The organism is Serratia sp. CY31944, from assembly GCF_052169175.1.
GTDB classification, from domain to species: Bacteria; Pseudomonadota; Gammaproteobacteria; order Enterobacterales; family Enterobacteriaceae; genus Serratia; species Serratia sarumanii.
The window spans coordinates 115,786-142,415 of sequence record NZ_JBJNLG010000005.1; the positions used below are offsets into that span (position 1 = coordinate 115,786).

Here is a 26,630-nt window from a genome sequence, read left to right on the forward strand (position 1 = left end):
CACATTCCATTTTTGGCGCGCAGCCGATTCTGCCGCGCCCTGACCCTATTGAGGTGATATGAACGAGTCATACGTACTTGCTGAAGTCAGCAATGAGAACCAGACGCTGGTTGCGGTGGTTCAGCAAGGGAGCAGGGCAGCCTATTTTTATATCTATCCCGCCGAAGCCTACAGCGATCGCTATCAGGTGCGCGCCTGCTGGCTGCGCAACCTGGCCGCCGCGCCGCTGCAGGAAGATCGCGCCGCGCTGGAACAAGGGCAGCCGCCGATGCTGGCGGCGGAGTATTGCCGCAACCTGGAAGGCGAAGCGCCGCTGAACCCGGAAGGGCTGATGGTGGTGTGGAGCGAAAGCGACGACGGCGCGGCCCTGTGGTATTACGGCCAACTGCTGGCGGTGATCCCCGGCTGGAGCCTGTATATCGACCATTCGGTGTGCTATTCCGCCAGCTGCATCAAGGAGAGCCCGCTGGCCTATCCGCTCGGCTCGGCCTCGACCAACACCCAGTATGCGCAGGCGGAGAGCACCCGCCAGTTCTGGCGCAGCTGGCAGCGTGAAGAGGGCAACCCGTGGCCGAAGATGCAGCGCGATTTTCAGGCGCGCTATGAGTCGCATTTCGGCCCTTCGGTGAAGTACTACGCCATCGATCAGGGCAAGTGGCCGCCGATGGCCATCACCCAGCACGAGCGCGACGGCATCTATTACTTCCTCACCATGGGGGTCAGCATCCGGCCGATGCCGTGGGTGGAGATCCTGTTCAACGACGAGGCTTCGCGCTATCGCCGTATGGAGATGGCGATCGCCATCGACAGCCAATACATGACCGAAGACAACGCGGTGCAGATGGCCAGCGCGCTGGCCGGTTTCGCGCATGCGCCGTGGGCGCGGCTGACCTGGATCGGCGAAGGGCATACGCTGGAGTCCGACGTGGCGCCGCTGGGCTACGAAGGCTATATTTTATCGTCGTCCTTCTACCCGCATAACGCGCACCTGACTCTGCCGCAGCAGTACGGCGATCCGGTGAACCTGTTTTGGGCCAGCCCGGTGTTTACCGCTGAGCGCCAGCTGGCGCACGCCACGCCGAACGGCGGGCACGATCTGGTGAACCGGCTGTGCGAGCAGGGCGTCGACCATATTTTCCGCCCGCGCCAGCCGGTGTGCTGACGCCACTTATCTTCTCTTCGGGAGCCGCCATGACCAGCGCGCTGTTGATTATCGATGTGCAGGAAGGATTGTTTACGCCGCCGCCGGCGGATGCCGCGGGCACCGTTGCGCGTATCAACCAACTGAGCGAGCGCGCCCGCCGGGCGGGCGTGCCGGTTGTCGTGATTCAGCACCATACGCCGGACGACGAACTGCCGCACGGCAGCGCCGCCTGGCAAGTGCTCGCGGCGCTGAAGGTGGCGCCGGGCGATCATCGGGTGGATAAAACCACGCCGGACTCGTTCCTGCGCACCTTACTGGGTGCGTTGCTGATCGCCAACGGCGTATCGCAGCTGGTGGTTTGCGGCTACTCCACGCCGTTTTGCATCGACACCACGGTGCGCAGCGCGGCGGCGCACGGCTATCCGGTGACGCTGGCGGCTGATGCCCACACCTGCCACGACAAACCCTATGCCGACGGTCTGCTGATCCGCACCCACCATAACGAGACGCTGTCGAATATCGACAGCTTCGGCGTGCCGATCCGTGCCGTGCCCACGGCGGACATCGTGTTCTGAGAACGGAAAAACGGGGGCTAACGCCCCCGTTCGTTATTTCAGGCCCGCCCGCCGCGCCGCCACCTTGGCCAGCGCCGCCCAGTCCAGATCCGCATCCCCCTGCGCCATCGCGTCGAGGAAGTTGTCTTTCAGCACCCCGGCGAACGGCATCGGCGTATGGCTGTCGGCGCCGGCGGCCAGCGCCAGCCCGACGTCCTTCAGCCCCAGCGCCAGCCGGAACCCGGCGGGGGAATACTTCTCGGCGGCGATCAGCGCGCCATAGCCCTGATAGGCCGGGGCGGCGAAGACGGTGCCGCCCAGCATCTGCAGGTAGTCGGCGCCGGACACGCCGTAGTTGCGCACCAGCGCGCTGCCTTCCGCCATCGCTTCAATGGCGCTGGCCAGCGTAAAGTTGGTGGCGATTTTGACCACGTTGGCCTGCGCCGGATCGGCGCCGAAGTGCCAGGTTTTCTGGCCGAGGGCATCGAACAGCGGCTGCGCTTGCTTCAGCCGCTCGCTATCGCCGGCCGCCAGAATATTCAGCTTGCCGGCGGCGGCCACGTCGACCCGCCCCAGCACCGGCGCGGCGAGATAGCCGATGCCGTGTTCCGCATGCAGCGCCGTCAAACGCTTGGCGAGTTCGACCGAGATGGTCGCCATATTGATATGCAGCGCGCCCGGTTTCATCCGTTGCAGCAACCCGCTGTCGACCACCACCTGTTGCGTGGCGGCATCGTCGGCCAGCATGGTGATCAGCACGTCGGCATCGGCCAGCTGTTCCGGCCGTTCTGCCTGCCGCGCGCCGGCGCTCACCAGCGGCTGCGCCGCCTGCGGCGAGCGGTTCCATACCGTTAAGGTGAAGCCCGCTTGCAACAGGTTCGCCGCCATGGCGCTGCCCATCCCACCCAGTCCGGCAAATCCGATCTTCATCATGCGCTCCTTTTTCAGGTTGAAGGTTTTACCCTAGCGCGCCAGGGCAGGAACGCAAATGCCGGAGTGTAACGCCGTCTTACGCGCTATTGACGCGTTGCCGCTGCGGGTATACCTTGATGCCATGAATATATCGATGCACTCCACCCACAATCAGTCATGGTGGCGCCTCTTCTGAGGCGGCACGAGTATTCACATCTCTTATTAATGCCGCCGGTTTGGCGGCATTATTTTTTGTGGCGTTGATCCGGCGGTCTACAGACCTTCAGGAGCACTGTCATGAGCTACACCATTCTTACCGGCGATCGCGCCACCGGCCCACTGCATTTAGGCCACTTCGTCGGCTCGCTGCGCCAGCGCGTCGAACTGCAGCACCAGCATAACCAAACGGTGATGGTGGCGGATCTGCAGGGCCTGACCGACAACGGTAACAACCCGCAAAAAATCAGCGCCAACGTGCTCAACGTCGTGGCCGACTATCTGGCGGTGGGCATCGATCCGCACAAGACCACGATCTGCCTGCAGTCGGCGCTGCCGGCGTTGGCCGAGCTGACGATGTACTACCTCAACCTGGTCAGCGTGGCGCGGCTGGAGCGCAACCCGACGGTGAAAAACGAAATCGCCGAGAAGGATTTCGCCCGCAGCCTGCCGGCCGGTTTTTTGATTTATCCGGTCAGCCAGGCGGCGGACATCACCGCCTTTGGCGCCACCCACGTGCCGGTCGGCGAGGATCAGCTGCCGATGCTGGAGCAAACCAATGAGATCGTGCGGCGTTTCAACCACATCGTCGGCCAACCGATATTAACGGAGTGCCGGCCGTTGTTGAGCAACGTCGGGCGTCTGCCGGGGCTGGACGGGCAGGGCAAGATGTCGAAATCACGCGGCAACGCCATTCAGCTTGGCGCCGGCGCCGACGAGGTGCACAAGGCGGTGATGAGCATGTTCACCGACCCCGGCCATCTCAACGTCAGCGATCCCGGCCGGGTGGAGGGCAACATGGTGTTCACCTACCTGGACGCCTTCTGCGAAGACGCCGCGCTGGTGGCGGATCTGAAGGCGCATTACCGCCGCGGCGGGTTGGGGGACGTGAAAATCAAACGGCTGCTGGAGGATTGCCTGCAGAGCCTGCTTGAGCCGATCCGCACCCGCCGCGCCGAATTCATCGCCGATAAAGGCGAGCTGACGCGCATCCTGCAGCACGGCACCCGCCGCGCGCATCAGGTCAGCCAGCAGACGCTGCAACAGGTCAAGACGGCGCTGGGGCTGGACTTCTTCACCCTGGCGTGAGGCGAACGCCGGGGCGGCACGCGTCACGCTCCGGCCATAAAACCATCATCCCACCGTCATAAACTTATCCGTTAATAGGTGCCCATAATGATTAGCCACTGAAACCAGAGAAATCATATGGCTCAGGCACTGTTAAAATTGGCACAGCACGACTTTCCAGGGCAGCACGCCGCCGCATCCCGCAAAGTATTATCGGTAAAGGGACTCGGCAAGGCCTACAAAGCGCAGCAGCGCGTGCTGGATGACATCAATTTCGATCTGCACGCCGGCGAATTCGTGGCGGTGATCGGCCGCTCCGGCGCGGGCAAGTCCACGCTGCTGCACACCCTGAACGGCACCATTCCTTCCAGCTGCGGCGAGATGCTGCACTTCGAAGACGATGGCGCGGCGCAGGATATCGCCCAGCTGGCCGGCCGCCAGATGCGCCAGTGGCGCGCGCGCTGCGGCATGATCTTCCAGGACTTCTGCCTGGTGCCGCGGCTGGACGTGATGACCAACGTGCTGCTGGGCCGTCTGAGCCACACTTCCACTCTGAAATCCTTCTTCAAACTGTTCGATGACGCCGACCGCGCTCGCGCCATCGAGCTGTTGCAGTGGCTCAACATGCTGCCGCACGCGCTGCAGCGCGCCGAGAACCTCTCCGGCGGCCAGATGCAGCGCGTCGCCATCTGCCGCGCGCTGATGCAAAACCCGCAAATCCTGCTGGCCGATGAGCCGGTGGCGTCGCTCGATCCGAAAAACACCCGCCGCATCATGGACGCGCTGCAAAAAATCAGCGAAGACGGCATCGCGGTGATGGTGAACCTGCACTCGGTCGAACTGGTGAAAGAGTATTGCTCGCGGGTGATCGGCATCGCCCACGGGAAGATCGTGTTTGACGGGCATCCTTCGCAACTGAACGAACGGATCCTGCACCAGCTGTATGGCGAAGAAGCCAATCAGATCCATTGAAGCACTTTTGACCTTTACCCTTTACACACAAGGCACACCTAATGAAAAAAGTATTGAGTCTGACCACCCTGATGGCCGGCGCGATGATGGTATTTAATGCTGCCGCAGCGGATGCGCCGAAAGAGCTGAACCTGGGCATTCTCGGCGGCCAGAACGCCACCCAGCAGATCGGCGATAACCAGTGCGTGAAGCAGTTCCTGGACAAAGAGCTGAACGTCGATACCAAGCTGCGCAACTCGTCCGACTATTCCGGCGTGATCCAGGGCCTGCTGGGCGGCAAGATTGACCTGGTGCTGAGCATGTCTCCGTCGTCGTTCGCCTCGGTCTACATCAAGGATCCGAAAGCGGTGGACATCGTCGGCATCGCGGTCGACGACGTCGACCAGTCGCGCGGCTACCACTCGGTGGTGGTGGTGAAGGCCGGCAGCCCCTACCAGAAACTGGAAGACCTGAAAGGCAAGGCTATCGGCTTCGCCGATCCGGATTCCACCTCCGGCTTCCTGATCCCGAACCAGGCGTTTAAAAAGCTGTTCGGCGGCACGGTCGACAACAAATACAACAACACCTTCTCCAGCGTCACCTTCTCCGGCGGCCACGAGCAGGACATCCTCGGCGTGCTGAACGGCCAGTTCGAAGGCGCGGTGACCTGGGCGTCGATGATCGGCGACTACAACACCGGCTACACCAGCGGCGCGTTCACCCGCATGATCCGCATGGATCACCCGGACCTGATGAAACAGATCCGCATCATCTGGCAGTCGCCGCTGATCCCGAACGGCCCGATCCTGGTGAGCAACTCGCTGCCGGCCGACTTCAAGGCCAAAGTGGTCACCGCCATCAAGAAGCTGGATAAAGACGATCACCAGTGCTTTATCAAAGCGATGGGCGGCAAGCAGCACATCGGCGACACCACCCTGGCGGAATACCAGACCATCATCGATATGAAGCGCGAGCTGACCAAAGGCGACCGTTAATTCCCGGCTGCCCTGGCCGTCAGAATGAAGGGGTTCAGCGTGCTGAGCCCCTTGTTCCATAAAGATGGAAGACCTCTTTTGAATACCGATTTCGCACACTATTACCAACGGATCCGCAGCAAGCAAAAGCGCGAAGCGCTGCTGTGGTCGCTCGGGCTGGTGGCGCTGTACCTGGGCGCCGGCAACCTCGCCGAGTTCAACCTGCACACCGTCTGGGTGTCTATTCCGCACTTCTTCGACTACCTGGCCGAAACCATTCCGACGCTGCACTGGCCTTTGCTGTTCGCCGACGGGCGCACCGAGGGCTCGCTGGCCTACTGGGGTTACCGCCTGAATATCCAGCTGCCGCTGATCTGGGAGACCCTGCAGCTGGCGCTGGCGGCGACCATTTTCTCGGTGCTGGTGGCGACCGTGCTGGCGTTTCTGGCGGCCGGCAACACCTATACCCCGGCCTCGGTGCGGCTGGCGATCCGCACGCTGGTGGCGTTCTTGCGCACCATGCCGGAGCTGGCGTGGGCGGTGATGTTCGTGATGGCGTTCGGCATCGGCGCTATTCCCGGCTTCCTGGCGCTGGCGCTGCACACCATCGGCAGCCTGACCAAGCTGTTCTACGAATCGATCGAAACCGCCTCCAACAAACCGGTGCGTGGGCTGGCGGCCTGCGGCGCCACGCCGCTGCAGCGCATGCGCTTCGGCCTGTGGCCGCAGGTGAAGCCGGTGTTTCTTTCCTACAGCTTCATGCGGCTGGAGATCAACTTCCGCCAGTCGACCATTTTGGGGCTGGTGGGGGCGGGCGGCATCGGCCAGGAGCTGATGACCAACATTAAACTCGACCGCTACGATCAGGTCAGCATGACGCTGCTGTTGATTATCGTAGTGGTTTCCGTGCTCGACTATGTGTCGGGCGAGCTGCGCAAGCGCGTGGTGGAGGGGGCAAAATGATAGCGGGCACTCCGGCGTCGGCGGAAACGCTGCGCCAGTTGAAACAGCAGCATCCGGCGATCTTCGCGCAGCAGGGGCGCTACCTGCGCACCGTCGGCCTGATAGCATTGGCGATCGTGCTGTACTACGTGTTCTTCTTCCTGGTGTTCGGCATTACCTGGCCGCAGTTTATCAACGGCTGCCAGCAGCTGGGGCGCTATTTCCTGCGCATGTTCGTCTGGCACGACTTCGTCAACTGGCCGTTCATGTACTACTTCCAGCAGATCGGCATCACCATCGCCATCGTGTTCGCCGGCACCATTACCGCGTCGCTGATCGCGCTGCCGCTGTCGTTCTTCGCCGCGCGCAACGTGATGTCGACGCCGCTGCTGCGGCCGATCTCCGTGCTGGTGCGCCGCTTGCTGGACGTGCTGCGCGGCATCGACATGGCGATCTGGGGGCTTATCTTCGTGCGCGCCGTCGGCATGGGGCCGCTGGCCGGGGTGTTGGCGATCGTGATGCAGGACGTCGGGCTGCTGGGCAAACTGTACGCCGAAGGGCACGAGGCGGTGGACAAGTCCCCCAGCCGTGGCCTGACGGCGGTAGGCGCCAACGGGTTGCAGAAGCACCGCTACGGCATCTTCACTCAATCGTTCCCCACCTTCCTGGCGCTCAGCCTGTACCAGATCGAGTCCAACACCCGCTCTGCGGCGGTGCTGGGCTTCGTCGGCGCCGGCGGCATCGGCCTGGTGTACGCGGAGAACATGCGGCTGTGGAACTGGGACGTGGTGATGTTCATCACCCTGATCCTGGTGGTGGTGGTGATGATCATGGATAAGGTCTCGTCGATGCTGCGCAACAAGTACATCATCGGCGAAGACATCCCGCTGTATCAGCAAAAAAGCCAAATCGATTGAGAAACCCCTTGCCGATCCCTATACTGCCGCACATTCAAGGTGTGTGGCAGTCATTTCGTTTCGCAATGTGCGCACGTCCCCGTTAGACAAATAAGGCAATGCAATCCCATGATGAACAACGACGTGCTGCGCAGCGTGCGCTATATGCTGAGCATTAACAACGCCAAAATGGTCGAGATTATCAAACTGGACGATTTCGAGGTGGCGGTGTCGGCGATGGACGCTTACGTGATCAAAGAAGGCGAGCCGGGCTACGAGAAGTGCCCGGACGAAGTGATGGCGCACTTCCTCAACGGCCTGGTGTTCTTCAAGCGCGGCAAGGACGACAAGTTCCCGGCGCCGGCGGTTGAGCTGCCGATCACCAATAACCTGGTGCTGAAAAAGCTGCGCGTGGCGTTTGAGCTGAAAGACACCGACATGCACCAGATCTTCACCGCGGTGGACTTCCGTATCTCCAAGCCGGAGCTGAGCGCGCTGTTCCGCAAAGAAGGCACCAAGAACTACCGTCCGTGCGGCGATCAGATGCTGCGCTACTTCCTCAAAGGGCTGGCGCAGCGCGTTCGCGGCGAGTAGCGCGCAGCGTTCATCGAACATCGGGCGCAATCGCAAGGTTGCGCCTTTTTTTTTGCCGCTCTCCCGCCCGCCGTTGTTGTACTGGCCCTCAGCCATCCGCCATCGATGGAGGGCGGGCCGCCCCTCCGGTTACTTTCTCATGGTCAATTCAATCCCCCCAACCATGAGGAAAGCAGGATGCCAACCATCACGAAAACCCAATCACTTTACACGTTGACCCGGCCGGTCTGGCTGGATGCGGCAGGCATGAGCAAGGGTATCGACCACGATCGCCAGCACCTGGGCATCATTCTCGCCGCCGGGCAGGTGCTGCGAGTGCGGCAGACCAACGCGGCGTTTACCGGCAAGCTCACGCTGCGCTTGCTGAATGACGACAGCAAAACGGAGGTTGAATTCAGCGTCGGCGCGAGCTGGGTCGAGGCCCAGGTCAATGCCGTCTCGGTGCCGTTTATCGATACGCCGTACGGGCAGGGCGAACCGGCGCTGGAGTTCGAGTATCCGGACACGGCGAAAGCGCTGCCGGTTTATCGCCGTGGCGAAAACGAAGCCGCATTCTTCGCCCGCTGGGACGATCGGGACGCCGAGTTTGCGCTGGTCGATGCGGAATACGCGGTATTGCTGGTGCCGAAAATCAGTAAACCGGCGCTGAAGTCGCTGGGCGAAGCGAAAAACATCGACGGGCTGATCGCCTACTATGACCGCATTTTCACCTTCTACAATGCGCTGACCGGCGTCTCGTTCGAGGCCGAACACGAATCCGATCGCAATATTCGCAACCGCTACTTTATGAAGGCCGATAAACACGGCGCCGGCGCCGCGTATTACGGCGGGCGCTGGACGGCGGAAACCAGCAACTCGGTCAGCAGCTTCTGGCTGACGCCGAAAGACAGCAACTGGGGCAGCCTGCATGAGATTGCGCACGGCTATCAGGGGCACTTTATGGGCGACAAATATTTCTCCACCGGTGAGATGTGGAACAATATTTACGCCGCTTGCTATCAGGACGTGATGCTGGGAGAGCGCAAATACCAGGAAGGGTGGCTGTATAACTACGGCAACGCGGCCGGCGTCGAGAAGAAAATCGTCGATCTGATCGCTCAGGGCACGCCGCTCAACCAGTGGGATCTGCGCTCCAAGCTGTTCTTCGCGATGCTGATGGTCGACAAGGCAGGCAAGAACGCCTTCACGCACTTTAACCAGCAGTATCGCCAAAGCTGCAATACGCCGGGTTTCGTGCCGTCCGAACATGCCTTGCTGGATCTGCTGTCGGCAAGCTTCGCCGCGGCCGGCGAGCAAATCGACGTGACGCCGTTCGTCGAGCTGACCGGCGGCGTGATCACCCAAACGCAGCGCGATCTCAACGCGTTCAGCCACGCCAAGGCGGTGTATCCGCTGTATCAACTGGTGGATGCGCAGAGTTTGCCGGCGGTGCAGGCACAGCTGAAGCTGGATTCCTCCCTGCGCCTGGTCGATTCCTCTCAGCTCAAGGCGAGCGGCCTGAAAGGCGATGTCGCCCTGAGTCTGGATATCGATGACTTTGCGCAGATCTACGGTGAGGATCTGGTGCTGATGGAAGGGGCGCGCTATGCCCACAAGGTCCGTATCGACGCGCCGACCCTGGCCCTGAATGCGTTGCCGATCGGCGTGTACACCCTGCGGTTACCGACCGGCAAGGATCGCAAATATCGGCCAACGGCGGGTTACCTGACGGTGAAGCAGGGGAAAAACGCGGTAACGCTTCGCTTCGAACGCAAAGCCGCTTCGCCGATCGTTTCACAGGAGATCGCTCTGTTGGGCCTGAGCGATGCGGTCTTCGCCACCGTGGTCGTCGATCGCGCCAAGGGCGCAGTGGTGGTTGACGTGACCAGTACCACGCCGCATTCCTACTTCCCCGGTGAAACCTATGCCCGAGTGACGCTGCGCGATCGGCAGGGCGCGGTGCGCTTCACTAAGGAGATTCAGGGCACTCAGGCTACGTTGAGCCACGACGAGCTGCCGTTTGCCGAGGGCGATGACATCGAGATTTACCATGTGGAGCCGAGCCGGGTGCGCTTGAATCCGGCGGCGGCCGGCGTCATCGACAACAAAAACAACACCAACGTGCTGCGTATCGAAAAAAGCGGGCTGAAAAATCCGGCGTTGCCCGGCGATCCCGAGCAAGCGCTGCTGGCGCGCCTGGAACAGGCGGCGCAGCGTTTGCGCCGCCTGCTGCCGGCTTACTACGCGCCGTCGTCGTTCAAGGACGATATTTATCTGGCGATCGGAACCTTCGCCGAGCCGCAGCGCGAGTCGCTGTTGGCGACCTATCGGGATTGCCTGCCCGCCGACAATACGCCGCCGGACGCTAACGTCGGCAATGCGTTTACCGTGGTTTGCAAAGGGATCGGCGATCGCCAGTTTCTGACCGGCGCCGTCGATCTGGTGAAGAAAACCGTGACCGTGACGCTGGCGGCGGGGATTGCCCACCACTACTTTGCCGACAGCTACGCCTTCCTCAGCGTGACGGATGCGGACGGTAACACCTTGCTCAGCTACGACGTCATCGGCAGCCAAAATCAGCCGGCTAAAACCTGGGTGCTGCCGCTGTCAGGCTATGGCGGTGAGGTGATCCATCTGCGGCATGAAGAGCCGGACAACCGTCTGGCGATCGTCAACGAGATGCAGCACGTGCGGTTGGCGGAGAAGGGCAAGCAACAGACCTACTGCATTACCTCGATCGGTTTGAAACGTATCAACGACTGATCCACATCCCCCTCCCGGAGCGGCGAGCGTCGTCGCCCCGGTTTTCCTCTGCATCATCCCCTTATTGCACTCTTTTTGTTCTCCCGCTGCGCGCCGCTGGTGCAGGTCGTTCGCCGTCGTCGTCATAAGTTTTAATTATAATTTATTGAAATCATGAGATTAAAAATTGGCACGCCGGTTGCTCTGTTGAATCCCATCTTGTGTACCAGATGGAATTCAGCCGATGAGCGACCCTGTTGAAACGTGCGGTTTTACCCTCAGTGAATGGCAGCACCATTATCAAACCCGTCCGGCGGGCGAGCGCCTCGCCTGCGTCAGCGCCACGATCGAAGCGCTGGTCGCCGATTTGGATTCAGACGACAACGCCTGGCTGTATCTCGCCACCCCGGCGCAGCGCGAGCGGCAGTATCGGCAACTGGCACAGAGGCTCGAAGCAGTCGCCGGCGATCTCAGCCGCCTGCCGCTGTTCGGCGTGCCCTTCGCCATCAAAGACAATATCGACGTCGGCGGCTGGCCGACCAGCGCCGCCTGCCCGGCGTTCACCTATCAGGCCGCGGCGGACGCCACCGTGGTCGCCAACCTGCGCGCCGCCGGGGCGATCGCCCTCGGTAAAACCAATCTCGACCAGTTCGCTACCGGGTTGGTGGGCACCCGCTCACCCTATGGCGCAGTGGTCAACAGCTTCGACAGCCGCTACGTCAGCGGCGGCTCCAGCTCCGGCTCCGCCTCGGTGGTGGCGCGCGGCCTGGTGCCGTTCGCGCTGGGCACCGACACCGCCGGTTCGGGCCGCGTGCCCGCCGGGTTCAACAACATCGTCGGGCTGAAGCCGACCAAAGGGCGGTTGTCCAACCGCGGCGTGGTGCCGGCCTGCCGGTTGAACGATACGGTATCGGTCTTCGCGCTGACGGTGGCCGATGCCGCGCAGGTGGCGGAACTGGCGAGCGGCTTTGACGAAGCAGATCCGTATTCCCGCCCCGATCCGCATACCGCGCCGGCGGATATCCCCGCCGCGCCGCGTTTTGCCGTTCCCGCCCAGCTGGAGTTTTTCGGTGACGTGCAGGCCGAGCGGGCGTTTCACCGCGCATTGGCGCAGCTGCAGGCGGGCGGCGCCACGCTGGAGCTCCTCGATTTCGCGCCGTTTCGCACCCTGGCGGAGCAGCTGTATTACGGCCCCTGGGTGGCGGAGCGCACCGTGGCGATTGAGCAGGTGCTGGAAGCGAACCCGCAGGCTATCGACCCGGTGGTGCGCGGCATCGTCGGCAACGGCCTGGGCTACAGCGCCTGCGACGCCTACAAGGCGGAATACCTGCGTGCCGAATTGGCGCGGCAGATCGCTCAGCGGCTGGCGCCGTTCGACGCGCTGGTGGTGCCGACCGCGCCCACTATTCGCACCCTGGCGGAGATGGCGCAGGAGCCGGTGCTGTTCAATTCGCAGTTCGGCACTTACACCAATTTCACCAACCTGGCCGATCTGAGCGCGCTGGCGCTGCCGGGGCCGCTGCGCGAAGACGGGCTGCCGGCGGGCATCACCCTGATTGCGCCCGCCTGGCATGACCGGGCGCTGGCGGCGTTTGGCCTGCGCTGGCAACGGCAAAGCGCCTTGCCGCTCGGCGCAACCGGCCGGGCATTGCCGCCGCAGCCCGCGCCGGCGCCGTCTTCGGGACACGTGCGTCTGGCGGTAGTGGGCGCTCACCTCAGCGGTATGCCGCTCAACGTCCAGCTGACGCAGCGCGACGCGGTGCGGGTGGAGCAAACCGTCACCGCCCCCTGTTACCGCCTGTACGCGCTGGCCGATACCGAGCCGCCGAAGCCGGGGCTGGCGCGCGCGGCGCAGGGAGCGGCGATCCGTCTTGAGCTGTGGGACATTCCGCTGGCCCGTTTCGGCGAGTTTGTGGCGGAAATTCCGGCGCCCTTGGGTATCGGCACGCTGCTGCTGGCGGACGGCCGGCGGGTGAAGGGGTTTATTTGCGAAGCCTGGGCGCTGGAAGGTGCCACGGATATTACCGAGTTTGGCGGCTGGCGCGACTATCTCGCCGGCGTTAAGGGGGCATGAACATGTTTACTACCGTACTGATCGCTAACCGCGGCGAAATCGCCTGCCGCGCCATTCGCACCCTGAAACGCCTGGGCGTCACCAGCGTGGCGGTTTATTCCGACGCCGACCGCAATGCGCCGCACGTCACCGAAGCCGACAGGGCGGTGGCGCTCGGCGGCGACAAGGCCGCCGACAGCTACCTGAGCATCGACAAGATCCTTGCGGCGGCGGCAGCCACCGGCGCGCAGGCGATCTACCCCGGCTACGGCTTTTTGTCCGAGAGCGCCGAGTTTGCCGACGCCTGCGAGGCGGCGGGCATCGCCTTTATCGGCCCGACGGCGGCGCAGATGCGCGAGTTCGGTCTCAAGCACCGGGCGCGCGAGCTGGCGGCGTTGGCCGGGGTGCCGATGACGCCGGGCACCGGCTTGCTGGAGAGCGTGGAGCAGGCGGTTGCCGCCGCCGAGCGCATCGGCTACCCGGTGATGCTGAAAAGCACCGCCGGCGGCGGCGGCATCGGCCTGACGCGCTGTGACGACGAGGCGGCGCTGCGCGAGGCTTACGACAGCGTCAAACGGCTGGGAGAGCAGTTCTTCCGCGACGCCGGCGCGTTTATCGAACGCTTCGTCGATCGGGCGCGTCACGTCGAGGTGCAGATTTTCGGCGACGGCCAGGGGCGGGTGGCGGCGCTCGGCGAGCGCGACTGCTCGCTGCAGCGCCGCAACCAAAAAGTGGTGGAGGAAACCCCGGCGCCACACCTGCCGGCGGCGACCCGCCAGGCGCTGCATCGGGCAGCGGTGGCGCTGGGCGAGTCGGTGAACTATCGCAGCGCCGGCACCGTGGAATTTATTTACGACGCCGCGCGCGACGAGTTTTACTTCCTCGAAGTGAACACCCGCTTACAGGTCGAGCACCCGGTCACCGAGATGGTCACTGGCCTGGATCTGATCGCCTGCATGCTGCAGGTGGCGGCGGGCGATGCGCTGGATTGGGCGGCGTTGCAACGCGCGCCGCAGGGCGCGGCGATCGAAGTGCGCCTCTATGCCGAAGATCCGCTGAAGAACTTCCAGCCCAGCCCCGGCGTGCTGACCGAGGTGCATTTCCCCGCCGACGTGCGCCTCGACGGTTGGGTGGCGACCGGCAGCGAAGTCTCGGCGTTTTACGACCCGATGATCGCCAAGCTGATCGTACACGGCGCTGACCGCGCGCAGGCGCTGGAAAAACTGCGCGTGGCGCTGGCGGCGACCCGTTTGCACGGCATCGCCACCAACCTCGATTATCTGCGGCAGGTGATCGCCACGCCGCAATTTCAGCGCGGCGACGTTTGGACGCGCCTGCTGGACGATTTGCATTACCAGCCGCACTGCCTCGAAGTGCTGCAACCCGGCACCTACAGCAGCGTGCAGGACTATCCCGGCCGCCTCGGCTATTGGGACATCGGCGTGCCGCCGTCCGGCCCGATGGACGACTTCGCGTTCCGGCTGGCCAACCGCATCGTCGGCAACCACCCGGCGGCCGCCGGGCTGGAGTTCACCCTGCAGGGGCCGACGCTGCGCTTTCACTGCGACGCCACCATCGCGCTGACGGGTGCCAGCTGCCCGGCCGATCTGGACGGCGAAGCGGTCACCTACTGGCGGCCGATCGCGGTGCGGGCCGGGCAGGTGCTGACGCTGGGGCGCGCCACGCACGGCTGCCGCACCTATCTGGCGGTACGCAACGGCTTCGACGTGCCGGTGTATCTCGGCAGCCGCTCCACCTTCGCGCTCGGCCAGTTCGGCGGCCACGCCGGGCGCACCTTGCGCGTGGCGGACATGCTGGCGATCGCTCAACCGGAATTGGCCGCCAGCACCACGCCGGCGCCGATCGCCGCGCCGCAGGCGATGGACGACAGCCTGATCCCGCACTACGGCGACCAGTGGCACATCGGCGTGCTGTACGGGCCGCACGGCGCGCCGGACTTTTTCACCGCCGAATCGATAGACGCCTTCTTCGCCACCGACTGGCAGGTGCATTACAACTCCAATCGCCTCGGCGTGCGCCTGGCGGGGCCGAAGCCCGAGTGGGCGAGAGAGGACGGCGGCGAAGCCGGTTTGCATCCTTCCAACGTGCACGACTGCGAGTACGCCATCGGCGCGATCAATTTCACCGGCGACTTCCCGGTGATCCTGACCCGCGACGGGCCGAGCCTCGGCGGCTTCGTCTGCCCGGTGACCATCGCCAAGGCCGAGCTGTGGAAAGTGGGGCAGGTGAAGCCGGGCGACCGCATCCGGTTCCATCCGATCGGTTTTCGCCAGGCGCAGTCGCTGGAACAGGCGCAGCTCGGCAGCATCGAAGCGCTGGCGGCGGTGAAGGCCATCACCCTGCCGCCGCCGGATCTGGCCCCGGCGGAGACCGTTTCCGCCGCGGTGCTGGCGGCGCTGCCGGCGGCGGAAGGGCGCCCGGCGGTGGCGTATCGCCAGGCGGGAGACGGCTACATCCTGATGGAGTACGGCGACAACGTGCTCGATCTGGCGCTGCGGCTGCGCATTCATCTGCTGATGCAGTCGCTGCGGCAGGAGGCGATACCGGGCGTGGCGGAGCTGGCGCCGGGCGTGCGTTCGCTGCAGATCCGCTACGACAGCCGGCTGATAAGCCAGGCCGATCTGCTGCAGCGCCTGCTGGCGCGCGAACGGGCGCTGGGGGACGTCAGCCGCCTGAAGGTGCCGACGCGCACCGTCTGGCTGCCGATGGCGTTCGAGGATTCGGCCACGCTGGGGGCGGTCGATCGCTATCAGCAGACGGTGCGCGCTTCGGCGCCCTGGCTGCCGAACAACGTCGATTTCATTCAGCGCATCAACGGCCTGAGCCGACGCGAGCAGGTGCGCGACATCCTGTTCGACGCCAGCTACCTGATCCTCGGGCTGGGAGACGTCTACCTCGGCGCGCCCTGCGCGGTGCCGCTCGATCCGCGCCATCGCCTGCTGAGCTCCAAATACAACCCGGCGCGCACCCACACCGCCGAAGGGACGGTCGGCATCGGCGGCATGTACATGTGCATCTACGGCATGGATTCGCCGGGCGGTTACCAGCTGGTGGGGCGCACGCTGCCGATCTGGAACAAATTCCTCAAAAACCCGCAGTTCACCGCCGGTGAACCCTGGCTGCTGCGCTTCTTCGATCAGGTGCGCTTCTACCCGGTCAGCGAGCAAGAACTGGACGAGCAGCGCGAAGCGTTCCGCGAAGGGCGCATGCAGGTGCGCATCGAAGAGAGCGAATTCGACTTCGCCGCCTACACCGATTTCCTGGCCGACAACGCCGGGGCGATCGCCGACTTCCAGCATCGCCAGCAGCAGGCGTTCATCGCCGAAGTGGCGCGCTGGCGCAGCGATGACGACGAGGCCGAGGCGCAGCTGTTGCCGCCGGTTGAAGAAGACGCGATCGATGGCGATCTGGTCAGCGCCGATCTGAACGGCAGCGTGTGGAAGATCCTGGTGGAACCGGGGCAGGCGGTGGCGGCCGGGCAGCCGCTGATCGTGGTCGAGGCGATGAAGATGGAATTGGCGGTCACCGCGCCGCGCGCCGGGATCGTCAAACGCATCAGCTGCCGGCAGGGGCGGCCGGTCGGGCCGGGCGACGCCCTGCTGTGGCTGGAAAAAGCGATCTGAACGGAGGGGCGAAGATGCAAATCACCAACGGAGAGCACAAGGCGCGGCCGGAGGGGCTGGCGGAGCGCATTTATCTGCAGCTCAAGGCCGACATCTTCGAGTTTCGCCTGCTGCCGGGCGATCGCTTCAGCGAAAGCGACGTGGCGCAGCGCATGGCGGCCAGCCGCACGCCGGTGCGCCAGGCGCTGTTTCGACTCGAGCGCGAAGGCTATGTCGAGGTGCTGTTTCGCAGCGGCTGGCAGGTGCGGCCGTTCGATTTTGCCTACTTCGAAGAGCTGTACGACCTGCGCATCGTGCTGGAACAAGAGGCGGTGAAACGGCTGTGCGAATGGCCGGCCGGGGAAACGCCGGCCGCGCTGGCGGCGCTGAACCGTTTTTGGACCGAAGCGCCGCGTCTGGCGGACGGCCAGGCGGTGTCGCAGCACGACGAGCAGTTTCACCAGGCGTTGGTGGCCGCGGCGGGCAACGGCGAAATGGCGCGCATCCACCGCGAGCTGACCGAAAAGATCCGCATCATTCGCCGGCTGGATTTCACCCAGCAGGCGCGGGTGGACGCCACCTACCGCGAACACGCCGCCATTTTGCAGGCGATCCTGCAGCGGCAAAGCGGGGCGGCGCAAGCGCTGCTCGGCGAGCATATCGCCGTCAGCAAGGCAGAGGTACGAAAAATAACGCTGCACATGTTGCACCAGGCGCGGGCCCAGCAGCCGGCGCGCTCGGCGTAACGATTTTGATTTCACACACATCAGGAGTTTGAACTATGCAACGTCGTCGTTTTATCAAAGCTTTTGCGCTGTCCGCCGCCGCTGTCGGCCTGGGCCTGGCCTGGAGCGCGCAGGCCGCCGACACCATCAAGGTCGGCATTCTGAGTTCGCTTTCCGGCACCATGGCGATTTCCGAGACGCCGCTGAAGGATGTGGCGCTGATGACCATCGACGAGATCAACGCCAAAGGCGGGGTGCTCGGCAAAAAGCTGGAGCCGGTGGTGGTGGATCCGGCCTCCAACTGGCCGCTGTTCGCCGAAAAGGCGCGCCAGCTGCTGAGCCAGGACAAGGTGGCGGCGGTGTTCGGCTGCTGGACTTCAGTGTCGCGCAAGTCGGTGCTGCCGGTGTTTGAGGAGCTGAACGGGCTGCTGTTCTACCCGGTGCAATACGAGGGCGAAGAGATGTCGCCGAACGTGTTCTATACCGGCGCGGCGCCGAACCAGCAGGCGATCCCGGCGGTGGAATACCTGCTGAGCGAGGACGGCGGCGGCGCCAAGCGCTTCTTCCTGCTGGGCACCGATTACGTCTATCCGCGCACCACCAACAAGATCCTGCGCGCCTTCCTGCACAGCAAAGGCGTACAGGACAAGGATATCGAAGAGGTCTACACGCCGTTCGGCTACAGCGATTACCAGACCATCGTCGCCAACATCAAAAAATTCGCCGCCGGCGGCAACACGGCGGTGATCTCCACCATCAACGGCGACTCCAACGTGCCGTTCTACAAAGAGCTGGCCAACCAGGGCGTCAAGGCCACCGACGTGCCGGTGATCGCCTTCTCGGTCGGCGAGGAAGAGCTGCGCGGCATCGACACCAAACCGCTGGTGGGCAACCTGGCGGCCTGGAACTACTTCGAATCGCTGGATAACCCGACCAACAAGCAGTTTGTCAGTCAGTGGAAAGCCTACGCCAAGGCGCACAACCTGCCGAATTACGCCACCGCGGTGACCAACGATCCGATGGAGGCCACCTACGTCGGCCTCCACATGTGGGCGCAGGCGGTGGAAAAGGCCGGCACCACCGACGTCGATAAGGTGCGCGCGGCGATGGCCGGGCAAACCTTCGCCGCGCCGTCGGGCTTCACGCTGACCATGGACCAGACCAATCACCACCTGCACAAGCCGGTGATGATCGGCGAGATCGAGGGCAACGGCCAGTTCAACGTGGTATGGCAGACCGAGGCACCGGTGCGCGCGCAGCCGTGGAGCCCGTATATCGCCGGCAACGACAAAAAACCGGATTACCCGGTGAAAGGCGGAAATTAACGTCACTCAGCGCCGGCGCGGCCCAGCGCCCGCCGGCCCAACAGAAGAGGCAGCTGATGCAATCTCCGTTTTTATCCTCTCTGCGCGTCGGGCTGTGGCTGCTGTGCGCCTGGCCCCTGCTGGCGCAGGCCGGGCCGGCCGATGAGTTCGCGGCGGCCAACCGTGCGCAGCAGGCCAAGTTGCTGCAGGCCTGGGCGGCCGAGCCGGACGCCGCGCGCCTGCCGCTGCTGCAGGGGCTGCAGCAGGAAACCGTGGCGATCGACGGGGCGAAGCGCGCCTTTATCCGCCAGGGCGATCGCTATCTGCCGCTCGAGGGCGAGGCGGCCCCGGTTGGCGAACCGAAGAAGGTGTGGCTGAACAACCGGCTGCGCATTCTGATCGCCAACGCGTTGTCGGCGCAGCGGCTGGTCAGCGCGGACGCGGCGGTGCGGCTGCAGGCGGCGACCGCGCTGCAGCGCGAAGCGCAGGGCGAGCAGTTGCCGCTGTTGACCCGGCGGTTGGCGCAGGAGAAAGACCCGCAGGTACGCGACGCGCTGAGCATTGCGCTGGCGAACCTGCAATTGACCGACGCCAGCCCGCAGGTGCGCTTCAATGCGGTGCGGCTGCTGGGGGAATCGGGCGAGCCGGAAACCCGCGCGCGGCTGCAGGCGTTGACCGACGCCGCTCACGAGCCGGACGCCGCGGTGCGCGCCGAGGCGCAACGCAGCCTGCAGCGGGTGCAGCATCGCCTGATGATCGGCGATCTGCTCGGCCAGGCGTTCAGCGGCCTGTCGCTCGGCTCGATCCTGCTGCTGGCGGCGCTCGGGCTGGCGATCACCTACGGCCTGCTCGGCGTCATCAATATGGCGCACGGCGAAATGCTGATGCTCGGCGCCTATTCCGCTTACCTGGTGCAGGGGCTGTTTCAGCAGTTTGCGCCGCAGTGGCTGGCGCTCTACCCGCTGGCGGCGCTGCCGGTGGCGTTCGCCATCACCGCCGGGATCGGCATGCTGCTGGAGCGCACGGTGATCCGCCACCTGTATGGCCGGCCGCTGGAAACCCTGCTGGCTACCTGGGGCATCAGCCTGGTACTGATCCAGCTGGTGCGGGTGCTGTTCGGCGCGCAGAACGTCGAGGTCGCCAACCCGGCGTGGCTGTCGGGCGGCGTGCAACTGCTGCCGAACCTGGTGCTGCCGTGGAACCGCATCGCGGTGATCGCGTTCGTGCTGTTGGTGCTGGCGCTGACCTGGCTGCTGCTGAACAAGACCCGGCTCGGCATGAACGTGCGCGCGGTGACGCAAAACCGCGCGATGGCAGCCTGCTGCGGCGTGCCCACCGGTCGGGTGGACATGCTGGCCTTCGGGCTGGGATCCGGCATCGCCGGGCTCGGCGGGGTGGCGCTGTCGCAGTTGGGCAACGTCGGGCCGGAGCTGGGGCAAGGTTACATCATCGATTCGTTCCTGGTGGTGGTGCTCGGCGGCGTCGGCCAGCTGGCGGGGACGGTGGCGGCGGCCTTCGGCCTCGGCATTGTCAACAAGATCCTCGAGCCGCAGATCGGCGCCGTGTTGGGCAAGATCCTGATCCTGGTGCTGATCGTTCTGTTTATTCAAAAGCGTCCGCAGGGGCTGTTCGCCCTCAAGGGCAGGGTGATTGACTGATGAGCCAACCATTGACCGTAACCGGCGTGCAGAAAGCGCCCCGGCTGGCGTTGAGCATCGGCGCTCTGGCGTTGCTGGCGCTGCTGGTGATGCCGTTCATGACGCTGTTGCCGGCGGATCATCCGCTGGCGGTGTCCACCTATACCCTGACGCTGGCGGGCAAGATCCTGTGCTACGCGGTGGTGGCGGTGGCGCTCGATCTGGTGTGGGGCTATGCCGGGCTGCTGTCGCTCGGCCACGGGCTGTTCTTCGCGCTCGGCGGCTACGCCATGGGCATGTACCTGATGCGGCAGGCGGCGGGCGACGGGCTGCCGGCGTTTATGGCGTTCCTCTCCTGGAATGAGCTGCCGTGGTTCTGGAGCGGCACCCAGCATTTCGCCTGGGCGCTGTGCCTGATCGTGCTGGTGCCGGGTCTGCTGGCCTTCCTGTTCGGCTACTTCGCCTTCCGCTCAAAAATCAAAGGGGTGTATTTCTCGATCATGACCCAGGCGCTGACCTATGCCGGCATGCTGCTGTTCTTTCGCAACGAGACCGGCTTCGGCGGCAATAACGGCTTTACCGGTTTTACCACGCTGCTCGGCTTTCCCATCACCGCCCCCGGCACGCGGGTGGCGCTGTTCCTGGCGACGGTGCTGCTGCTGGCCGCCAGCCTGGCCATCGGCTTTGCGCTGGCGCGCAGCAAGTTCGGCCGGGTGCTGACCGCGGTGCGCGATGCGGAAAACCGGCTGACCTTCTGCGGCTACGATCCGAAGGGCTTCAAGCTGTTCGTCTGGACGCTGTCGGCGGTGCTGTGCGGGCTGGCCGGCGCGCTCTATGTGCCGCAGGTCGGCATCATCAACCCCGGCGAAATGTCGCCGACCAACTCGATCGAGGCCGCCATCTGGGTGGCGCTCGGCGGGCGCGGCACGCTGGTGGGGCCGCTGCTCGGCGCCGGCATCGTCAACGGCGCCAAGAGCTGGTTCACCATGGCCATTCCCGAATACTGGCAGTTCTTCCTCGGCCTGATGTTTATCGTCGTCACGCTGTTTCTGCCCAAAGGGGTGATCGGCCTGCTGCGCCGGAGGAAAACCTCATGAAAGCGATGCAAGTGACCGACGAGCTGTTTACCCACCCGCTGCCGGCGGATAAATACCGGCAGCAAACCGATCCGGTGCTGCAGCTCGACAACGTCAACGTCAGCTTCGACGGTTTTCGTGCGCTGACCGATCTGTCGCTGCGCATTGGCGTCGGCGAACTGCGCTGCGTGATCGGCCCCAACGGCGCCGGCAAGACCACGCTGATGGATGTGATCACCGGCAAGACCCGGCCGGACAGCGGCAAGGTGTTTTACGATCAGACCGTCGATCTGACCCGGCTGGCGCCGATGCAGATCGCCCACGCCGGCATCGGCCGCAAGTTTCAAAAACCGACGGTGTTCGAGGCGCTGACGGTGTTCGAAAATCTGGAGATCGCGCAGAAAACCCGCAAGTCGGTGTGGGCCTGCCTGCGCGCCCGCCTGAGCAGCGAACAGCGCGACCGCATCGACGAGATGCTGAAGACCCTGCGGCTGGGGCATGAACGCCACCGGCCCGCCGGGCTGCTGTCCCACGGGCAGAAACAGTTTCTCGAGATCGGCATGCTGCTGGTGCAGGAGCCGCACCTGCTGCTGCTCGACGAACCGGCGGCCGGCATGACTGACGCCGAAACCGACTACACCGCCGAACTGTTCCGCGAGCTGGCGGGCAAGCATTCGCTGATGGTGGTGGAACACGACATGGGGTTTGTGGAAACCATTGCCGATCGCGTGACGGTGCTGCATCAGGGGCAGGTGCTGGCGGAAGGATCGCTGGCGCAGGTGCAGGCCGATGAACGGGTGATTGAGGTATATCTGGGGCGCTGAGGAGGCGTAATCATGCTGCAGGTAGAAGAATTGAATCAATATTACGGCGGCAGCCACATTCTGCGCGGCCTGTCGTTCGAGGCGCGCATCGGCGAGGTGACCTGCCTGCTGGGGCGCAACGGCGTGGGCAAGACCACGCTGCTGAAATGCTTGATGGGATTGGTCCCGGCGCGCAGCGGCAGCGTGCGTTGGCAGGGCGAAACCATCACCGGTAAAAAGCCGCATCAGCGGGTGCGGGCGGGCATCGCCTATGTGCCGCAGGGGCGGGAGATTTTCCCGCGCCTGACGGTGGAGGAAAATCTGCTGATGGGGCTGGCGCGCTTTTCCGGCGCCGCCGCGCGCACGGTGCCGGATCCGATCTATGAACTGTTTCCGGTGCTGCGGCAAATGAAGGATCGGCGCGGCGGCGATCTCTCCGGCGGGCAGCAGCAGCAGTTGGCGATCGGCCGGGCGCTGGCCTGCCGGCCGCAGCTGCTGATCCTCGACGAGCCGACGGAAGGGATCCAGCCTTCGGTGATCAAGGAGATCGGCGCGGTGATCAAACAGCTGGCGGCGAAGGGCGATATGGCGATCCTGCTGGTGGAACAGTTCTATGACTTTGCCGCCGACCTGGCGGATAGCTATCTGGTGATGTCGCGCGGCAGCATCGTGCAGCGCGGCGCCGGCAGCAATATGGAACAGGACGGCGTACGCGGGCTGGTGGCGATTTGACGTTGGATCAGCTGAAAAAGGATCGGCTGAGCGGATCGCGGGAATGATTCAGCACTCTGATGATATTCACCTCCCGCCTGTGCTGACGAAAATAAATCAGGTGGTTGGCGACGGGCAATACCCCTAGGCCGGGGCCGATTGCATCGCTGTTTCTGCCGAGTTGGGGGTGGCTAAGGTTATCGAAAGCCTGATGCAGGTGGCGCAGATAATCTTCGGCCACCTGTAAGCCAAAGTGCGCCAATCCGTAAAAATAGATCTCTTCCATATCGCCAAGGCTTTTGGGCGGACGGTTACTTTCCTGCGCATCCTTTTGCTTTGCTCCGTATTCTTTCCATGAACACATCACGATCCCATTCGACGGCTTCGCCGCTGTGCTCTCCTTCGGCAATCAGGCGCCTAAGCTCTTCCAGTTTTGAGGCGGCGGTACGTTCGCGCAAAGTGCGCACGGATTCGCGGATGACTTCGCTGGGCGTGCGGTAATCGCCGCTGGCCACCAGGTCTTCGACGAAGCTACGCAGTTCGTCACCCAGATCAACCGTTAATGTTCTGCCCATTGTTCCCCCTCACTTTCGGCTATGCTGCGTCATTGTAAGATTAGTTCTTACATTGTGCACGTCAAACTCTCAGGATCTCGACTGCGGCACCGCCATGAGGGCGGAAGCCGCAAGTTTATTAATTAAGGATAACCCATGAACGAAATCACTGTGTCACGCCTCGGCTGCATCGTCCTGTCCCTGTTTCCGGCCCTGTGGGGGCTGTTCAGCCTGTTGAACAATACGGCGGATTTCGCCGGCACCGCGCGCAATGCGGTGGGCCCGCTGCTCGCCATGCAGGATACCTATCAGACGCCGGGGTTGATGTGGCGCGCGATCGGCGCCGACTGGGCCTGTATGTTGGGGTTGGCTGTCATCACCACGCTGGAAACGCTGGCCGGCCTATTCGCGGCCGCAGGCGTGGTGCTGATGATCGGGCGATTTAAAGGCCCTTACGCCGCCTTCGCCAAGGGCAAAATCTGGGCGATGCTGGGGGCGCTTTGCGCGATCGCGGTGTGGGGCGTCGGCTTTATGGTGGTCGCCGGCGACTGGTTTATGGCCTGGCAGGCCAAGCAGGATCCGCTGGCGGTGCAGCTGGGGGCACTGATCTACCTGGCGCCCAATGCGTTTGCCTTGCTGTTCCTGATGCTGCAGCGGGAGCCGCGCTAAACGAAGGCGGAGCGGGGCGCGGTTACAGCGCCTTGCTCATATACCAGATGCCTATCGAGCCCTGGGCGCTGGTGTAGCAGGTCTCGCCACAAATGCTCAATCCCTGGCGCCGATAAAAGCGTTGGGCGCCGGTGTTGCGTTGCAGCACCTCCAGCCACAGCGTCTTCTGCCGGCGCTCGATGGCCCGCTGCTGCACCTGTTCGAACAGGCGCGGGCCATAGCCGTTGCCGGCATGGCCCGGCAGGAAATAGATTTTCTGCAGCTCTGCGCCGCGGGTTTGCGTTGGCGCCAGCAAGCTGTCGACGTTGAGCCGCGCATAGCCGACCAGGGCGTCATCCTCATAGGCCAACAGCCAGCACACGTCGGGATCGCGCAGCGTCCGTTCCAGCGCGGAGACGGCAAAATCCTCGGCCAGAAAGGCCTCCAGCTCGTGCGGGTAGCGCCACAGCTCACCGAAGTGCGCGCGATAGGTGCGGATGCCGATATCGCGTACCTGCGTTAAATCTTCCAGCAATGCCTGACGGACGGTGAACATCTGTGCCCCTTTGAGTAAGAAAAATTACAGCCGTTGTTCCAGATGCCGGTGGGGCACCATCGCCTGATGCAAAATGGCAAGAACGGTGATGCCGGCAGGGCGGCTGCGGTAGTAGATCCTATGGCTGGCGTAAGGAAAACTGCGTATCTCTTCGCCCAGATCGTGAAAGTGGGCTTTACCCGCTTCCGGCATGTCCGCCAGATGATGCATGATCTCTCTCAACTGCTCAAGATAGCGGCGAGATTGCGTTTGGCCCCAGTGCTCGACGGTGAAATGGCGAATAGCCAGCAGATCTTGTTGGGCTTGCGGGGTGAGGCGAAACGCGGGCATATCAGTCGGTTTCATCGGTGAGCAGACGGTTGAAGAAGGCATCACCGTCTACCGCCTTACCGGCGTCTTCCTCGGCGGTAGCCTGCGCGATTTTTTGCTGCAGTGCGCGTAGTTTGAGATCTTCCAGCGCCTGGTAGTCTTCTACCGACATGACGACGGCGACCGGTTTGCCGTTGCGATTGATTTGCACCGGCTCACGCTGCGCCTTGAGCAGCAAATCGCCGAATTGGGTTTTGGCCTCGTTCGCGCTGAGTGCGTACATTTAATCGCTCCAGTTAATTAAATCGTTCGATTTAACCATTATACGGTGCGATGAAAAAAGCACCAATGTTATTCCGGCGGGCAGGTTTCGTTGGACAGATGCCGCGGCGTTTCGCGGCGAAAACCCAGGCCGATGATGCGGCCGAACAGGCGCGGCAGCCAGCGGCTGTTGCCGACGCGGGCGATCAGGCGCGAACCGCCCGCCGCGCGGCGTTCGCCCGGCTTGCGCTGGCTCATTTTGATCTGCAAAAACTGGATGGCTCGGGTGGGGAATTCGCGCCGGCGCTGCACGCTCAGCAGATGCTTCAGCTGCAGCCGATGCTGGCGCAGCGGCGGGATCAGGGCGTTGGCGGCGGCCACCGCGTCCTGAATCGCCAGGTTGACGCCCACGCCGCCGATCGGCGACATGGCGTGCGCGGCGTCACCGATGCACAGCACCCCCGGTTTGGCCCAGCGATCCAGACGATCGATGCGGATGCTCAGCAGCTTCACCTGATCCCACTCGACGATCTCCTGCAGGCGATCGTCCTGGAATGGCGCCACCTCGGCGAGGTGCAGCAAAAATTTCTCCAGGCCGCTGCGGCGGATCGCGTCGAAGCTGCCTTTATCGATCGAGTAGCCGCACTGCCAGTAGTCGCCGCGATCGATCATGATGAAGTTCTGCTTCGGCCCGGTATGGCCCATCGACCAGGCCGGATCGCCCGGTTGCTTGCTGAGCTTCATCCACAATACGTCGCGCGGGGCGCCGAAGGAGCGGCTGCTGAGCGCCGCCTGCTCGCGTACCACCGAGTTGCGGCCGTCGGTGCCGATCACCAGCTGGCTGCGTACGCGGATCGGGCCTTCCGGCGTGTCGGCCAGCACGCCGCATACCTGGCCGCGGTCGTAGAGCAGCTTATGAACCTGCGTCGAGGTGAGCAGCCTGAAATGGGGGAACGCGGCGGCCTGCTGTGCCAAAAAGTTGAGGAACTCCCACTGCGGCATAAAGGCGATAAATTTGCAGCGCGTCGGCAGGCGGGTGAAATCCGCCAGCTTGATGTCGCGCCCGGCGACTTCGGCGTGCAGGGATTCGGCGCGCTGGTGCGGCAGCGCCAGCAGTTCGTCGAGCAGGCCCAGCTGGTGCATGACTTCCAGCGTCGACGGGTGAATGGTGTCACCGCGAAAATCGCGCAGGAAGTCGGCGTGCTTCTCCAGCACCGTCACGTCGATCCCCGCCCGCGCCAGCAGATAACCGAGCATCAGCCCGGCGGGGCCGCCTCCCACGATGCAGCAGGTGGTGGCGTAAGGTGTGATCGGTGATGACGGCATGGCGGTTGACCCCGGAGAGCGGCCCGCATCCCGCGAGCCGCAAGTGAATGTTTAATGTTGATAATGATTATC

The 26,630-nt window shown here is 63.8% G+C and carries 25 protein-coding genes; 18 read left to right on the forward strand and 7 right to left on the reverse strand.

All coding sequences use genetic code 11. From position 1 onward, the window contains the following. The first annotated feature begins 58 nt into the window (after positions 1–58). Positions 59–1,162: a suppressor of fused domain protein gene (locus tag ACJ8IN_RS07665; RefSeq protein WP_047568708.1), complete on the forward strand. Its 1,104-nt coding sequence runs from the start codon at positions 59–61 to the stop codon at positions 1,160–1,162. 29 nt (positions 1,163–1,191) lie between these two features. Next, positions 1,192–1,719 (forward strand): cysteine hydrolase family protein, encoded by a 528-nt coding sequence (locus tag ACJ8IN_RS07670; protein WP_060428979.1) that lies wholly within the window; start codon positions 1,192–1,194, stop codon positions 1,717–1,719. Between the two features lie 33 nt (positions 1,720–1,752). Here the strand turns inward: ACJ8IN_RS07670 and ACJ8IN_RS07675 are convergent, their stop codons facing one another. Continuing rightward, positions 1,753–2,628 (reverse strand): NAD(P)-dependent oxidoreductase, encoded by an 876-nt coding sequence (locus ACJ8IN_RS07675; protein WP_047568704.1) that lies wholly within the window; start codon positions 2,626–2,628, stop codon positions 1,753–1,755. A 279-nt stretch (positions 2,629–2,907) separates the two neighbouring features. Between ACJ8IN_RS07675 and trpS the strand changes: the two genes are divergently transcribed. The 15 genes from trpS to urtE all read left to right on the forward strand — a co-directional run bounded on the left by trpS (position 2,908) and on the right by urtE (position 22,925). Further along, positions 2,908–3,915, forward strand: coding sequence for a tryptophan--tRNA ligase (gene trpS, locus ACJ8IN_RS07680; protein WP_047568702.1), 1,008 nt, complete (start codon positions 2,908–2,910; stop codon positions 3,913–3,915). A 117-nt stretch (positions 3,916–4,032) separates the two neighbouring features. Beyond that, positions 4,033–4,866 carry a phosphonate ABC transporter ATP-binding protein gene (phnC, locus tag ACJ8IN_RS07685; protein WP_038880081.1) on the forward strand — a complete coding sequence of 278 codons (834 nt, stop codon included), beginning with the start codon at positions 4,033–4,035 and terminating at the stop codon, positions 4,864–4,866. A 41-nt stretch (positions 4,867–4,907) separates the two neighbouring features. Beyond that, positions 4,908–5,840: a phosphonate ABC transporter substrate-binding protein gene (phnD, locus tag ACJ8IN_RS07690; RefSeq protein ID WP_025302014.1), complete on the forward strand. Its 933-nt coding sequence runs from the start codon at positions 4,908–4,910 to the stop codon at positions 5,838–5,840. 78 nt (positions 5,841–5,918) lie between these two features. Continuing rightward, positions 5,919–6,782: a phosphonate ABC transporter, permease protein PhnE gene (gene phnE / locus ACJ8IN_RS07695; protein WP_033637590.1), complete on the forward strand. Its 864-nt coding sequence runs from the start codon at positions 5,919–5,921 to the stop codon at positions 6,780–6,782. Next, on the forward strand, positions 6,779–7,678 hold the full coding sequence (gene phnE, locus ACJ8IN_RS07700; protein ID WP_033637591.1) for a phosphonate ABC transporter, permease protein PhnE: 900 nt from the start codon (positions 6,779–6,781) through the stop codon (positions 7,676–7,678). Before phnE (ACJ8IN_RS07695) ends, phnE (ACJ8IN_RS07700) begins: the two co-directional genes overlap by 4 nt. Positions 7,679–7,786: 108 nt before the next feature. After that, positions 7,787–8,251, forward strand: a complete 465-nt coding sequence (locus ACJ8IN_RS07705; protein ID WP_004939471.1) for a DUF1456 family protein — start codon at positions 7,787–7,789, stop codon at positions 8,249–8,251. Between the two features lie 177 nt (positions 8,252–8,428). Beyond that, entirely contained in the window at positions 8,429–10,993 is a 2,565-nt protein-coding gene (locus ACJ8IN_RS07710) for a putative mucin/carbohydrate-binding domain-containing protein (protein ID WP_442519492.1), read from the forward strand. A 223-nt stretch (positions 10,994–11,216) separates the two neighbouring features. Beyond that, a complete protein-coding gene (atzF, locus tag ACJ8IN_RS07715) occupies positions 11,217–13,046 on the forward strand; it encodes an allophanate hydrolase (protein ID WP_308325537.1) in 1,830 nt (609 codons plus the stop codon). A gap of 2 nt (positions 13,047–13,048) precedes the next feature. Continuing rightward, positions 13,049–16,669: an urea carboxylase gene (gene uca / locus ACJ8IN_RS07720; RefSeq protein WP_308325538.1), complete on the forward strand. Its 3,621-nt coding sequence runs from the start codon at positions 13,049–13,051 to the stop codon at positions 16,667–16,669. A 14-nt stretch (positions 16,670–16,683) separates the two neighbouring features. Continuing rightward, positions 16,684–17,394: a GntR family transcriptional regulator gene (locus tag ACJ8IN_RS07725; protein ID WP_033637595.1), complete on the forward strand. Its 711-nt coding sequence runs from the start codon at positions 16,684–16,686 to the stop codon at positions 17,392–17,394. Positions 17,395–17,429: 35 nt separating this feature from the next. Beyond that, entirely contained in the window at positions 17,430–18,698 is a 1,269-nt protein-coding gene (gene urtA / locus ACJ8IN_RS07730) for an urea ABC transporter substrate-binding protein (RefSeq protein WP_103772525.1), read from the forward strand. 56 nt (positions 18,699–18,754) lie between these two features. After that, positions 18,755–20,335, forward strand: a complete 1,581-nt coding sequence (gene urtB, locus ACJ8IN_RS07735; protein WP_041034052.1) for an urea ABC transporter permease subunit UrtB — start codon at positions 18,755–18,757, stop codon at positions 20,333–20,335. Further along, a complete protein-coding gene (gene urtC, locus ACJ8IN_RS07740) occupies positions 20,335–21,411 on the forward strand; it encodes an urea ABC transporter permease subunit UrtC (RefSeq protein WP_060443432.1) in 1,077 nt (358 codons plus the stop codon). Before urtB ends, urtC begins: the two co-directional genes overlap by 1 nt. Then, a complete protein-coding gene (urtD, locus tag ACJ8IN_RS07745; protein WP_049212850.1) occupies positions 21,408–22,214 on the forward strand; it encodes an urea ABC transporter ATP-binding protein UrtD in 807 nt (268 codons plus the stop codon). The genes urtC and urtD overlap by 4 nt, the downstream gene beginning before the upstream one ends. Before the next feature lie 12 nt (positions 22,215–22,226). After that, positions 22,227–22,925: an urea ABC transporter ATP-binding subunit UrtE gene (urtE, locus tag ACJ8IN_RS07750; protein ID WP_033653440.1), complete on the forward strand. Its 699-nt coding sequence runs from the start codon at positions 22,227–22,229 to the stop codon at positions 22,923–22,925. Between the two features lie 7 nt (positions 22,926–22,932). On the opposite strand, the gene ACJ8IN_RS07755 is transcribed toward urtE, so the two are convergent. Then, positions 22,933–23,268 carry a type II toxin-antitoxin system RelE/ParE family toxin gene (locus tag ACJ8IN_RS07755; RefSeq protein WP_230200660.1) on the reverse strand — a complete coding sequence of 112 codons (336 nt, stop codon included), beginning with the start codon at positions 23,266–23,268 and terminating at the stop codon, positions 22,933–22,935. Continuing rightward, complete coding sequence (locus ACJ8IN_RS07760) at positions 23,216–23,479, reverse strand: type II toxin-antitoxin system ParD family antitoxin (RefSeq protein ID WP_033646967.1); 264 nt, start codon at positions 23,477–23,479, stop codon at positions 23,216–23,218. The genes ACJ8IN_RS07755 and ACJ8IN_RS07760 overlap by 53 nt, the downstream gene beginning before the upstream one ends. 135 nt (positions 23,480–23,614) lie before the next feature. Here ACJ8IN_RS07760 and ACJ8IN_RS07765 point away from each other — a divergent pair, with 135 nt between their 5' ends. Next, entirely contained in the window at positions 23,615–24,127 is a 513-nt protein-coding gene (locus tag ACJ8IN_RS07765) for a DUF2165 family protein (protein WP_049233831.1), read from the forward strand. 22 nt (positions 24,128–24,149) lie between these two features. Here the strand turns inward: ACJ8IN_RS07765 and ACJ8IN_RS07770 are convergent, their stop codons facing one another. The 4 genes from ACJ8IN_RS07770 to ACJ8IN_RS07785 all read right to left on the reverse strand — a co-directional run bounded on the left by ACJ8IN_RS07770 (position 24,150) and on the right by ACJ8IN_RS07785 (position 26,558). Continuing rightward, positions 24,150–24,662 carry a GNAT family N-acetyltransferase gene (locus ACJ8IN_RS07770; protein WP_308325540.1) on the reverse strand — a complete coding sequence of 171 codons (513 nt, stop codon included), beginning with the start codon at positions 24,660–24,662 and terminating at the stop codon, positions 24,150–24,152. A 24-nt stretch (positions 24,663–24,686) separates the two neighbouring features. After that, positions 24,687–24,992, reverse strand: coding sequence for a type II toxin-antitoxin system RelE/ParE family toxin (locus tag ACJ8IN_RS07775; protein ID WP_033637605.1), 306 nt, complete (start codon positions 24,990–24,992; stop codon positions 24,687–24,689). Between the two features lies 1 nt (position 24,993). Continuing rightward, positions 24,994–25,254, reverse strand: a complete 261-nt coding sequence (locus ACJ8IN_RS07780; RefSeq protein ID WP_033637606.1) for a type II toxin-antitoxin system Phd/YefM family antitoxin — start codon at positions 25,252–25,254, stop codon at positions 24,994–24,996. A 68-nt stretch (positions 25,255–25,322) separates the two neighbouring features. Next, positions 25,323–26,558, reverse strand: a complete 1,236-nt coding sequence (locus tag ACJ8IN_RS07785; RefSeq protein ID WP_041034061.1) for an FAD-dependent oxidoreductase — start codon at positions 26,556–26,558, stop codon at positions 25,323–25,325. Between the last annotated feature and the right edge of the window lie 72 nt (positions 26,559–26,630).

What these genes read in the sequence shown, in the direction of transcription:
- ACJ8IN_RS07665 (WP_047568708.1), top strand. Translation starts at nt 59, where the DNA reads ATGAACGAGTCATACGTACTTGCTGAAGTCAGCAATGAGAACCAGACG.
- ACJ8IN_RS07670 (WP_060428979.1), top strand. Translation starts at nt 1,192, where the DNA reads ATGACCAGCGCGCTGTTGATTATCGATGTGCAGGAAGGATTGTTTACG.
- ACJ8IN_RS07675 (WP_047568704.1), bottom strand. Translation starts at nt 2,628, where the DNA reads ATGAAGATCGGATTTGCCGGACTGGGTGGGATGGGCAGCGCCATGGCG.
- trpS (WP_047568702.1), top strand. Translation starts at nt 2,908, where the DNA reads ATGAGCTACACCATTCTTACCGGCGATCGCGCCACCGGCCCACTGCAT.
- phnC (WP_038880081.1), top strand. Translation starts at nt 4,033, where the DNA reads ATGGCTCAGGCACTGTTAAAATTGGCACAGCACGACTTTCCAGGGCAG.
- phnD (WP_025302014.1), top strand. Translation starts at nt 4,908, where the DNA reads ATGAAAAAAGTATTGAGTCTGACCACCCTGATGGCCGGCGCGATGATG.
- phnE (WP_033637591.1), top strand. Translation starts at nt 6,779, where the DNA reads ATGATAGCGGGCACTCCGGCGTCGGCGGAAACGCTGCGCCAGTTGAAA.
- ACJ8IN_RS07705 (WP_004939471.1), top strand. Translation starts at nt 7,787, where the DNA reads ATGATGAACAACGACGTGCTGCGCAGCGTGCGCTATATGCTGAGCATT.
- ACJ8IN_RS07710 (WP_442519492.1), top strand. Translation starts at nt 8,429, where the DNA reads ATGCCAACCATCACGAAAACCCAATCACTTTACACGTTGACCCGGCCG.
- atzF (WP_308325537.1), top strand. Translation starts at nt 11,217, where the DNA reads ATGAGCGACCCTGTTGAAACGTGCGGTTTTACCCTCAGTGAATGGCAG.
- uca (WP_308325538.1), top strand. Translation starts at nt 13,049, where the DNA reads ATGTTTACTACCGTACTGATCGCTAACCGCGGCGAAATCGCCTGCCGC.
- ACJ8IN_RS07725 (WP_033637595.1), top strand. Translation starts at nt 16,684, where the DNA reads ATGCAAATCACCAACGGAGAGCACAAGGCGCGGCCGGAGGGGCTGGCG.
- urtA (WP_103772525.1), top strand. Translation starts at nt 17,430, where the DNA reads ATGCAACGTCGTCGTTTTATCAAAGCTTTTGCGCTGTCCGCCGCCGCT.
- urtB (WP_041034052.1), top strand. Translation starts at nt 18,755, where the DNA reads ATGCAATCTCCGTTTTTATCCTCTCTGCGCGTCGGGCTGTGGCTGCTG.
- urtC (WP_060443432.1), top strand. Translation starts at nt 20,335, where the DNA reads ATGAGCCAACCATTGACCGTAACCGGCGTGCAGAAAGCGCCCCGGCTG.
- urtD (WP_049212850.1), top strand. Translation starts at nt 21,408, where the DNA reads ATGAAAGCGATGCAAGTGACCGACGAGCTGTTTACCCACCCGCTGCCG.
- urtE (WP_033653440.1), top strand. Translation starts at nt 22,227, where the DNA reads ATGCTGCAGGTAGAAGAATTGAATCAATATTACGGCGGCAGCCACATT.
- ACJ8IN_RS07755 (WP_230200660.1), bottom strand. Translation starts at nt 23,268, where the DNA reads ATGTGTTCATGGAAAGAATACGGAGCAAAGCAAAAGGATGCGCAGGAA.
- ACJ8IN_RS07760 (WP_033646967.1), bottom strand. Translation starts at nt 23,479, where the DNA reads ATGGGCAGAACATTAACGGTTGATCTGGGTGACGAACTGCGTAGCTTC.
- ACJ8IN_RS07765 (WP_049233831.1), top strand. Translation starts at nt 23,615, where the DNA reads ATGAACGAAATCACTGTGTCACGCCTCGGCTGCATCGTCCTGTCCCTG.
- ACJ8IN_RS07770 (WP_308325540.1), bottom strand. Translation starts at nt 24,662, where the DNA reads ATGTTCACCGTCCGTCAGGCATTGCTGGAAGATTTAACGCAGGTACGC.
- ACJ8IN_RS07775 (WP_033637605.1), bottom strand. Translation starts at nt 24,992, where the DNA reads ATGCCCGCGTTTCGCCTCACCCCGCAAGCCCAACAAGATCTGCTGGCT.
- ACJ8IN_RS07780 (WP_033637606.1), bottom strand. Translation starts at nt 25,254, where the DNA reads ATGTACGCACTCAGCGCGAACGAGGCCAAAACCCAATTCGGCGATTTG.
- ACJ8IN_RS07785 (WP_041034061.1), bottom strand. Translation starts at nt 26,558, where the DNA reads ATGCCGTCATCACCGATCACACCTTACGCCACCACCTGCTGCATCGTG.